Source organism: Azospirillum formosense, assembly GCF_013340925.1.
Classification (GTDB): domain Bacteria; phylum Pseudomonadota; class Alphaproteobacteria; order Azospirillales; family Azospirillaceae; genus Azospirillum; species Azospirillum formosense.
In genome coordinates, this window is sequence record NZ_WHOR01000335.1 from 1 (window position 1) to 5,263 (window position 5,263).

Sequence of the window (5,263 nt, forward strand, 5' to 3'; positions counted from 1 at the left end):
TTTTTGTGTACGCCGGCGGCGCCGAGCGTGCATGCCACGGTGTGGACCGGCGGAGCGTTAGGGTGTGTAAAAGAGACAGGGGGAAGGGCCCGGACAGCATCTTGGCGCAGGGGGCGGTGACCGCGGGGGAGTTGCCCATGCCGGGGTTCTGCTGGCGATGCACGGCGTTGTGCATCGCCATGCCGAGCGTCTCGACCATCACGGCGTCGAGCATGGCGAACGACTGCGCGGGGGACTGTCCCGTCAGAAGCGTGACGATGTCCGACGTCGCGTCGATCACCTGGGTGTTCACGGTGCCTTCGTCGCTCATGATTTTGCGGTTCCCTTGGTGATGATCAGCGTAAGGACCTGGGCGAGCGCGGCCTCTGTGATGACCTGGGCGCGCTGCTGGTTGGCGACGGCGTTCTGCATGGCCAGGCCGAGGCTGTCGGCCATGGCGACGTAGGTCATGTCCATCGCCAGGGATGGGGTCAGGCCAAGCGGTATCGCCGTGTTCGCCGCGACCGATCCGACAGGGCTGGAGGAGCCTCCATCCGGCATTCACGCACTCCTGCCTTCAGGCTCCTGCCGCCGGCTTCTGCGGACACGGGCTTATGCGCGACCGGGCGCCTCAACCTGCGGTGGAGGCCGCCCCCGGTGTCCCGGGGGCGGCCTGCCGGCTCTCCTTAGGAGAGGCCCAGGATCTGGGTGGTGACGACGCCGGTCGAGGCCGTGTCGACGGAGTACAGGGTCGACAGGCCCTGCGTCGTGGCCGCCTGCATCACCACGTAGGACTGCTGCTGGTTGTTCGTGGCGTTGTGGGCCGCGTTCGACAGCGCCTGGCTGGTGGCGACGAACAGGTTGCCCATCGCGACGGCCGGGGCGTCGCCCAGGACCTTGGTGTTGACCTGGGAGACCGAGTCCGTGATCTGGTTGTTCAGGGCGGTCGGGAAAGCCATCGTGTTTGCTCCTTACATCGGATGTTGCGTTGGTTCGAGGCCAAAGCGCCGGCGGCGGTGCGGCGGACGGCGGCGGGCGCCGCGTCCGCCGACCGGTCAGCCGAGGAGCTTCGACGTGGCGGCGCCGGTGGTCGCGGTGTCGATGGAGTAGAGCATCGCGACGCCCGTCGTCGTGGCGGCCTGCGCCGTGACGTACATCTGCTGCTGCGCCAGGGTCGCGTTGTGGGCCGCGTTGGCCAGCGCCTGGGCGGTGGCCTGGTACAGGTTGCCCATGGCGATCGCCGGCGAGCTGCCAACGACCTGGACGTTGCTCTGGGCTACGGAATCGGTGATCTGGCTGTTGACTGCCGTCGGGAAAGCCATCTGACGTTATTCCTTGGCGAATGGTTCGGGATGGATGACCGGCGGCCCGTTCCGGAGGCCCGCGGGCGCCCGGTCCCGGCCGGTCGGCTCATCAGCTCCCCAGGATCGACTTGGTGGCGACGCCGGTGGAGGCGGTGTCGATCGAGTAGAGCGTGGCGACGCCCATGGTCGTGGCGGCCTGCATGGTCACGTAGGACTGCTGCTGGTTGTTGGTGGCGTTGTGCGCCGCGTTGGCCAGCGCCTGGGCCGTGGCCTGGAACAGGTTGCCCATGGCGATCGCCGGAGCGTCGCCCAGGACCTTGGTGTTGGCCTGGGTGACGGAATCGGTGATCTGGTCGTTCACGGCGGTCGGGAAAGCCATTTGTTCGTCCTCTTCGGTTGCCTGCCGCCCGCCCGCGATCCCTCATGGATGGCGGGGTGGCGCAGGTGGTTGAAACGTCGATGGCGGCGCGGGTCCGGCTTACGAGCCGAGGCCCTTGACGCCGGTGCTGAGGATGCTCTTCGTCGCCACGCCGGTGGAGGCGGTGTCGATCGAGTAGAGCGTGGCCACGCCCTGGGTGGTGGCGGCCTGAGCGGTCACGTAGGACTGCTGCTGGGCGGTGGTGGCGTTGTGGGCCGCGTTGGCCAGCGCCTGGGCCGTGGCCTGGAACAGGTTGCCCATGGCGATCGCCGGAGCGTCGCCCAGGACCTTGGTGTTGGCCTGGGTGACGGAATCGGTGATCTGGTCGTTCACGGCGGTCGGAAATGCCATTGTCTTTCCTCACTGGTGGGGCCGGTTTCAAAGGCGGCCGCTGGTGGCGTCGATCATTCGCGCAGCCCCATGCGACCATGGGATGCGTGAACAGCGGACGGTGCGACTGTAGCGATGTGGCGTGCCGTCCGATTGGTCTATCCGGCGAAAGAATCCGGCGGACCGCGCGAATTTTGTGCGCTTGGGTTGCGCCGCGGCGGGCAATGCGGAGAAAGCGTGTGGCGTTGGCGCGACCGATTGTTGCGTGACGGAGGCAACGATGGCCGCAAGGCCGTGCAATTCCGCGTCCCGCCGCCGCCGCCCGCATCGCAAAGGCGTGACGCCATCCGGAGAAATCGACGGCAAGGGGTGGGACGATGGGGACGCGAAGCGGCGTTGCCCCACGGATTGCGGGGGAGACGAACGGAATCACACCGCTCTATTCTTGGTCTGGTCTTTGATGATACTGTCGAAAGGGAATGAAGTCTGGAAGGTTCCGAACGTGCTCAAGAAAAGTGCAGTATCCGCAACCGCCAACACTGCCATGGCAACAAACGAAGTCAAAAAGGCGTCGCACAGCGCGTTTGATAATGCGCAGGGGCAGCTGTTCGGCATCATCATGACCGCGTTCGGGATTTCCATACTGCATGCCGCCGGATTGATCACCGGGCAGGCGGCGGGGCTGTCCTTCGTCATCGCCTACGCCACGGGGCTGGATTTCGGCCCGGTGTTCTTCGTGGTGAACCTGCCCTTCTACGCGCTGGCGCTGGCGCGCATCGGCTGGCGCTTCACCGCGAAGTCGCTTCTGGCGGTCACCAGCATCTCGGTGCTGACCACTCTGGCGCCGCAGGCGATCCGCTACGACGCGCTGCATCCCTATGTGGCGGCGGTTCTGGCGGGCTTCTGCATCGGCATCGGGGTGATCGGCCTGTTCCGCCACGGCTCCAGCGGCGGCGGGGTGGGCATTCTCGCTTTCTACATCCAGGAGAAGACGGGCTTCCGCGCCGGCTGGCTCCAAGCCATGTTCGACGTGGTGATCTTCTCCATGGCGGTCTTCGTGATCGACGGGAAGGCGGTGCTGGCCTCGATGCTGGGGGCGGCGGTGCTGAACGCCTTCGTCGCCTTCAACCACCGGACGGACTGGTACGTGGCCCGCTGAAACCCGTCGTCCGGCACCGTCCCGACGCGGCCTGTTGCATTTCCCCGCGGGATCGGTACCCTGTCCCGCATCGCCAGCCACGCTGGCCGTAAGCGTTCAACGTCAACCAACGCACTCAACGATCCTCGCCGATCGGAGTGCGTTCGCGTGTTCGGACGGACGGTCATCGGCGGGGACCAGTGTGGAGCACACCATGGGTCCCCATCAAAGGCCGGATCAAAGGCCGGCTGCGGCGCGCGATCCGGCGCAGGGCCGCCTGATCGTCCTGGCCGCCGTCCTCTTCGTTTCCTACCTCTGTGTCGCCCTGTCCCTTCCCGTCGTGCCGCTGTTCGTCGCCGGGGATCTCGGGATGGGCAATGTCTGGGCCGGGCTGGGCGTGGGAAGCGCCTTCCTGGCCACCATCCTCAGCCGCGGCTTCGCGGGCACCGTCTCCGACCGCCAAGGCGCCAAGCGCGCGGTCGGACGGGGGCTGGCCTTCTATGCGGGCGGCGGGCTGGTCTCGATGGCCGCCGGCCCTCTGTCGTTCTCGCCCTGGGCGGCCTTTTCCGTGCTGGTGGCGGGCCGTCTGCTCATCGGCGTCGGCGAAAGCCTCGTCGGGGTCGGGGTGGTCGCCTGGGGGATCGGCATCGTCGGACCGCAGCGCTCGGGCCGCGTGCTGGCGCTGATCGGGGCGGCGCTCTACGGCGCCTTCGCGGCGGGCGGACCGCTGGGGCTGGCGCTGCTCGACCGCTTCGGCTTTTCCGGCGTCATGGCGGTCAGCGCGCTGCTGCCCGCCCTCGGGCTTCTGGCGATCCGGCGGATGGAGGGCATCCCGGCCCATCCCGACGCCGAGCGCCCGCCCTTCCGCAGCGTGCTCGGGCGGATCTGGCGGCAGGGCGCCGTCGTCAGCCTCCAGGGCATCGGCTTCGCCGCCATCGGCGCCTTCTTCTCGCTGCACTTCGTCCGCGAGGGCTGGCCCCACGCCGGGCTCGGCCTGACCGCCTTCGGCCTCGGCTTCGTGCTCGTCCGCTTCGCGCTGGGCCATCTGCCCGACCGCTTCGGCGGTCTGCGCGTGGCGATGGGCTCGCTGGCGGTGGAGGCGGTCGGGCAGGCGCTGCTGTGGACCGCGGGCGATCCCGTCACGGCGCTGGCCGGCGCCTTCCTGACCGGGCTCGGCTGCTCGCTGGTCTTCCCCGCCATGGGCCGCGAGGTCGTCCATCTCGTCGAGCCGCCGCTCCGCGGCACCGCGCTCGGCGCCTTCGCGGCCTTCCAGGACGTCGCCTACGGCCTGACCGGACCGCTGGCCGGGCTGCTCGCCGACCGGGTGGGCTACGGCGGCGTCTTCCTGCTGGGAAGCGCCGCCGCCGCGCTGGGTTTCCTGACCACCGTCCAGCTCCTCCGCGCGCGTCCGGCCGTAACGAGGAGCAGCCCGACCTGAAAGGCGCTATTCCCCCGCCGCGGCCTTCAGGAGGGTGATGCTGATCCGCCGGTTCTGCGGGGCCAGCGGGTTGGCGGCGTCGAGATGGTCGAGGTCGGCGCGCCCCTCCACCCGGACGATCCGCCGGGCCGGCACGCCGGCGGCGATCAGCTCACGGCGGGCGGCGTTGGCGCGGTCGCTGGACAGTTCCCAGTTGCCGTACTTCGCCCCGTCCGCATAGCCCAGCGCGTCGGTGTGGCCGGTGATGCTGAGGCGGTTGGGCGACGACGCGACGGCGCCGGCGACCAGCCGCATCAGGCGACGGCCCTGCTCGTTCATCTGGGCGGAGCCGACGTTGTACATCGACACCTTCGCCTGATCGGTGAGCTGGACGCGCAGGCCGACGGACGTCTGCTCGATGACCACGCTGCCGGCGAGCGCCCCCAGCTCCGGCATCGTCTCCAGCGCCGTGCGCAGGTCGCGCTCGGCCTTTTCCAACCCCTGCTGTTCGCTCAGCGCCGCGGTCTGGCGGTCGAGCAGGGCCTCCAGCTCCGCCCGCGCGTCGCGGTCCGGCTGGCTCTTGCCACCGGGCGGGTGGGGCATGGGGTCCTTGCGCCCGGCGGGCTCGCGGTCGCTCTCGCCCAGCGAGGCGACGACGGGCGCAAGGACCCCATGCC

Annotated in this window: 9 protein-coding genes; 2 read left to right on the top strand and 7 right to left on the bottom strand. The window is 69.1% G+C overall.

Annotated features, from left to right (window positions below; translation table 11 throughout):
* From GBZ26_RS26485 to GBZ26_RS26510, 6 genes are all read right to left on the bottom strand, one after another.
* On the bottom strand, window positions 1-310 hold a 310-nt coding region (locus GBZ26_RS26485; RefSeq protein WP_247884916.1), incomplete at its 3' end, for a RebB family R body protein.
* Entirely contained in the window at window positions 307-540 is a 234-nt protein-coding gene (locus GBZ26_RS26490; RefSeq protein WP_174441393.1) for a RebB family R body protein, read from the bottom strand. The genes GBZ26_RS26485 and GBZ26_RS26490, both read right to left, overlap by 4 nt.
* 125 nt (window positions 541-665) lie before the next feature.
* Window positions 666-938, bottom strand: a complete 273-nt coding sequence (locus tag GBZ26_RS26495; protein WP_014200162.1) for a RebB family R body protein — start codon at window positions 936-938, stop codon at window positions 666-668.
* 96 nt (window positions 939-1,034) lie between these two features.
* Window positions 1,035-1,301, bottom strand: coding sequence for a RebB family R body protein (locus GBZ26_RS26500; protein WP_014200161.1), 267 nt, complete (start codon window positions 1,299-1,301; stop codon window positions 1,035-1,037).
* A gap of 91 nt (window positions 1,302-1,392) precedes the next feature.
* Complete coding sequence (locus GBZ26_RS26505; RefSeq protein ID WP_014200160.1) at window positions 1,393-1,662, bottom strand: RebB family R body protein; 270 nt, start codon at window positions 1,660-1,662, stop codon at window positions 1,393-1,395.
* Between the two features lie 99 nt (window positions 1,663-1,761).
* On the bottom strand, window positions 1,762-2,052 hold the full coding sequence (locus GBZ26_RS26510; RefSeq protein ID WP_174441394.1) for a RebB family R body protein: 291 nt from the start codon (window positions 2,050-2,052) through the stop codon (window positions 1,762-1,764).
* 523 nt (window positions 2,053-2,575) lie between these two features.
* On the opposite strand from GBZ26_RS26510, the gene GBZ26_RS26515 reads away from it, so the two are divergent.
* Together GBZ26_RS26515 and GBZ26_RS26520 are read left to right on the top strand one after the other, a co-directional pair.
* Entirely contained in the window at window positions 2,576-3,190 is a 615-nt protein-coding gene (locus GBZ26_RS26515) for a YitT family protein (RefSeq protein WP_174441395.1), read from the top strand.
* A 193-nt stretch (window positions 3,191-3,383) separates the two neighbouring features.
* Window positions 3,384-4,607 (top strand): arabinose transporter, encoded by a 1,224-nt coding sequence (locus GBZ26_RS26520; RefSeq protein WP_174441396.1) that lies wholly within the window; start codon window positions 3,384-3,386, stop codon window positions 4,605-4,607.
* 6 nt (window positions 4,608-4,613) lie between these two features.
* Here GBZ26_RS26520 and GBZ26_RS26525 read toward each other — a convergent pair.
* On the bottom strand, window positions 4,614-5,263 hold a 650-nt coding region (locus tag GBZ26_RS26525), incomplete at its 5' end, for an OmpA family protein (RefSeq protein WP_174441397.1).

Bases quoted from the DNA above. Each gene is read 5' to 3' on its own strand.
- GBZ26_RS26490 (WP_174441393.1), bottom strand. From the start codon at position 540: ATGCCGGATGGAGGCTCCTCCAGCCCTGTCGGATCGGTCGCGGCGAAC.
- GBZ26_RS26515 (WP_174441395.1), top strand. From the start codon at position 2,576: ATGGCAACAAACGAAGTCAAAAAGGCGTCGCACAGCGCGTTTGATAAT.
- GBZ26_RS26500 (WP_014200161.1), bottom strand. From the start codon at position 1,301: ATGGCTTTCCCGACGGCAGTCAACAGCCAGATCACCGATTCCGTAGCC.
- GBZ26_RS26510 (WP_174441394.1), bottom strand. From the start codon at position 2,052: ATGGCATTTCCGACCGCCGTGAACGACCAGATCACCGATTCCGTCACC.
- GBZ26_RS26505 (WP_014200160.1), bottom strand. From the start codon at position 1,662: ATGGCTTTCCCGACCGCCGTGAACGACCAGATCACCGATTCCGTCACC.
- GBZ26_RS26495 (WP_014200162.1), bottom strand. From the start codon at position 938: ATGGCTTTCCCGACCGCCCTGAACAACCAGATCACGGACTCGGTCTCC.
- GBZ26_RS26520 (WP_174441396.1), top strand. From the start codon at position 3,384: ATGGGTCCCCATCAAAGGCCGGATCAAAGGCCGGCTGCGGCGCGCGAT.